Source organism: Pontimicrobium sp. MEBiC01747, from assembly GCF_053601635.1.
Window position 1 is genome coordinate 1 of record NZ_JBSHNS010000522.1, and the last position, 3,401, is coordinate 3,401.

A 3,401-nucleotide genomic window follows, 5' to 3' on the forward strand; every position below is an offset into this window, starting at 1 on the left:
CTCCCAAGTGAGACAACACACAATAATAAAAGGATTAAAATATTACGCATCTAATTTTGTTATTATTTCGTTCATTATATCTATAGCTACTTCTGCTTTAGATTTTAATGTATACGCGGTTACATTATCTTTATTATCAATAATAGTCACTTTATTTGTTTCTCCTTTAAAACCAGCGCCTTTATCTTGTAACGAATTTAATACAATTAAATCTAAATTCTTCTTTTTTAGTTTTCCTTTTGCAAATTCCAACTCGTTATTGGTTTCTAAGGCAAACCCTACTAATAATTGCTTTGTTTTAACGGCTCCTAAAGAGGCTAATATATCTTTTGTTTTTTCTAACTCTAATGTTAACGTTGTTTCCTTCTTTTTTATTTTCTTATCTGCAACTTCTTTTGGTCTATAATCTGCAACTGCTGCCGAAAGTATGGCTACATCTACAGTATTATAATGTTCATGAGCTGCGTCGTACATATCTTGTGCACTAATTACTGGTTGTACTTGTATTAGACTGTGCGCTACTTTTTGATATGTTGGTCCTGTTACTAATACAACTTCTGCTCCTAGGTTTGCTGCTGCTTTTGCAATTTCGAACCCCATTTTACCACTAGAATGATTTCCTATAAAGCGTACAGGGTCTATAGCTTCGTATGTAGGTCCTGCTGTTATTAGTATTTTTTTTCCTCGTAATGGTAATTTTCCTAAAATATCATTTTCTATAAAGGTAACAATATCTTCTGGTTCTGCTAAACGGCCTTGCCCTACTAATCCACTTGCTAATTCTCCAGAGGTTGCAGGAATCATAATATTTCCAAAACGCTCAAGGGTTTTAAATGTATTTAGTGTTGAAGGGTGCTTGTACATATCTAAATCCATTGCTGGTGCAAAATACACAGGGCATTTTGCAGAAAGATAGGTTGCTAGTAATAAATTATCGCAAACCCCATTTGCCATTTTAGATAATGTGTTGGCTGTTGCTGGTGCTACTATAAAATAATCTGCCCAAAGACCGAGTTCTACATGATTATTCCATACCGCATTTTCGTCTTCCTCATTATAAAAGGTTGAACTTACAGGGTTTTTAGAGAGTGTAGATAAAGTAAGAGGTGTTACAAAATCTTTAGAAGCAGGCGTCATTACAACTTTTACGTTGGCGCCTGCTTTAATAAATCCTCTTACTAGTGAAGCTGTTTTGTAAGCAGCTATACCAGCGCTAATGCCCAGTAGTATATTTTTGCCACTTAATATAGACATACTTTTGTATTATTTGTCTGCTTCAGTATTTCTGTGATATATTTTATCGTCTAACCATTCTTGAACTGCTAAAGCGTGTGGCTTTGGTAACTTTTCGTAGAATTTAGAGACTTCAATTTGCTCTTTGTTTTCAAAAATTTCTTCTAAACTATCATTGTAAGTAGCAAATTCTTCTAACTTCTCAATAAGTTCTTTTTTAATTTCTGAATTGATTTGTTCTGCTCTTCTAGAAATAATAGAAATTGCTTCGTAGATATTATCTGTTGGAGCATCAACTGCATTTCTGTTGTACGTTGTAGTACTTAAAGGCGCATCAATCTGTTTTAAATCCATAATATAGTTATATTAACTTTTTGTATTGTACTTTTCTAATTGCTTTTCGATATCATTATACATTTCCTCTGCTTCTTCAATAAATTCAGAGTTAGCATATGCTTTTTTAAATGTTGTATAATATGATTTAGCTGTTTGTAAACGAACTTCTTTTTTGTATTCTACACTTTTAGTTGCCAATTGGTATGCAGAATCGAATCTGTAAAATAAGGCTTTTTCTCTAAATGAAGAACCAGGAAAGTCTATAATAAAATTATCAAAAGACGCTATAGATGCCTGATAATCTGATATGTGATTATATTGTTTTGCTATGCTATAGGCCTTTTCTTCTAGTTTTAATTCTAATTCCTTTACTAATTTATTAGTTTCTGCTAAGTATTTAGATTCTGGGTATACATTAACAAATGTTTGTAATTTCTCTAAAGCTGTCACTGTATCTTCTTGATCTTTAGAGAATACTGGTGATAATTGATAGTAGCTTTTTGCGCTTTTAAACATTGCTTCTTCAAGCTTTTCACTATTTGGATACGCAGATACAAAACGCTCAAAATGGTAACCAGAGATATAATATTCTTCCATTTCGTATGACGCATTCGCATTTAAGAACATTAATTTCTCTGCTTGTGGCTTCCCTCTGTACTTTGGTATTATTTGCTCAAATAACCTATTGGCTTTGTTATATTTACCTTCGTTATAAAGTCGCTCACCAAGTTTAAACTTTTCTGTAATATCTTCAGATTTTAACGCTTTTTGATATTCGTTACAAGAGCTAAATGATAAAACTAATAATAAGATGTAAAAACTGTTTTTCATAATTTTTTAACAAGACGCAAAATTACGCTATTTATATGTAATTTAAAAATATAATTTATTGGCTAAAATACTATTTGTAAAGGGTTTTAAATTGAGATTAAGTATTATTTAACTTTTAACGGCTATTACTGTAACTATATTACATGATAATACGCTCTATTTTATCGAAAAGATCATAATCTAAAACCATTTCTCCTTCTTTATTGTAATAGTAGGCTTGAGAAAATTTATAATCTATTTTAAGTTCGCTTAGCATGTAAGAGTGCATTTGATATACTTCTTGATCGAATGACTCATCAAAATAACTAATCATAACTAACAATTCGCCATTACCTTTTACTAAATCTTTATCTGTTAATTGGTACAATGGGCTATCTTCATTTATTTCATGAACTACTGTCCACGTTGTAGGTAAATAAGTAATTGTATCTCGTTCTAACTCTAGAGCGTAAAAAGAGCGCACATATTCTCCAATATTATTTAGTTTAGTAAATGATAATGTTACTGTTACTTTTGGGTTTATCATTACTGTAGAGCGGTTGTTTACTAACCTAAACATAATTGCTTTTGTATGGTCGAAATCCCTAAGTACAATATTTTTACTAAATCTTATTGAAGCTTTAGGTTTAGAGAAGCGCCCATAAATAAGTCCTGTTAAAAAAGAAAACATGGAAAGCCCCAAAAAGGCTTCAAAAGAAGACACTACTCCACTAGCTATACCTTTTGGGGCCATAGCACCGTATCCTAAAGTGGTTAAGGTTTGGGATGAAAAGAAAAAAGCATTAAAAAAATCTTGTAATGCATCGCCAGATGGCTTGGCTATTTGTTCTACTCCTATAATTAAATAGATTACTGCAAATAGAATGTTTACTATAAGAAATGCTAGTGCTGCTAATAAAAACAATTTAAACCAAGACACATTAATTAAATAATGATATGTTTCTAATAATCGTCTTGGTTTATTTACTCTTTTTATATTAAAAGACCCATCGCTATTAACC

General features: G+C 31.3%; 4 protein-coding genes. All 4 read right to left on the reverse strand.

The window, feature by feature from the left end; all coding sequences use genetic code 11:
- Positions 1-42: 42 nt before the first annotated feature.
- The gene (coaBC, locus tag ACVC2P_RS16995; RefSeq protein ID WP_452599650.1) at positions 43-1,254 is read right to left on the reverse strand and encodes a bifunctional phosphopantothenoylcysteine decarboxylase/phosphopantothenate--cysteine ligase CoaBC; all 1,212 of its coding nucleotides are present in this window, start codon (positions 1,252-1,254) and stop codon (positions 43-45) included.
- A 9-nt stretch (positions 1,255-1,263) separates the two neighbouring features.
- Complete coding sequence (locus ACVC2P_RS17000) at positions 1,264-1,587, reverse strand: DNA-directed RNA polymerase subunit omega (protein WP_452599651.1); 324 nt, start codon at positions 1,585-1,587, stop codon at positions 1,264-1,266.
- A gap of 12 nt (positions 1,588-1,599) precedes the next feature.
- Positions 1,600-2,400, reverse strand: coding sequence for an outer membrane protein assembly factor BamD (locus ACVC2P_RS17005; protein ID WP_452599652.1), 801 nt, complete (start codon positions 2,398-2,400; stop codon positions 1,600-1,602).
- Positions 2,401-2,539: 139 nt separating this feature from the next.
- Positions 2,540-3,401: ion channel (locus tag ACVC2P_RS17010; RefSeq protein WP_452599653.1), on the reverse strand; the 862-nt coding region annotated here is incomplete at its 5' end.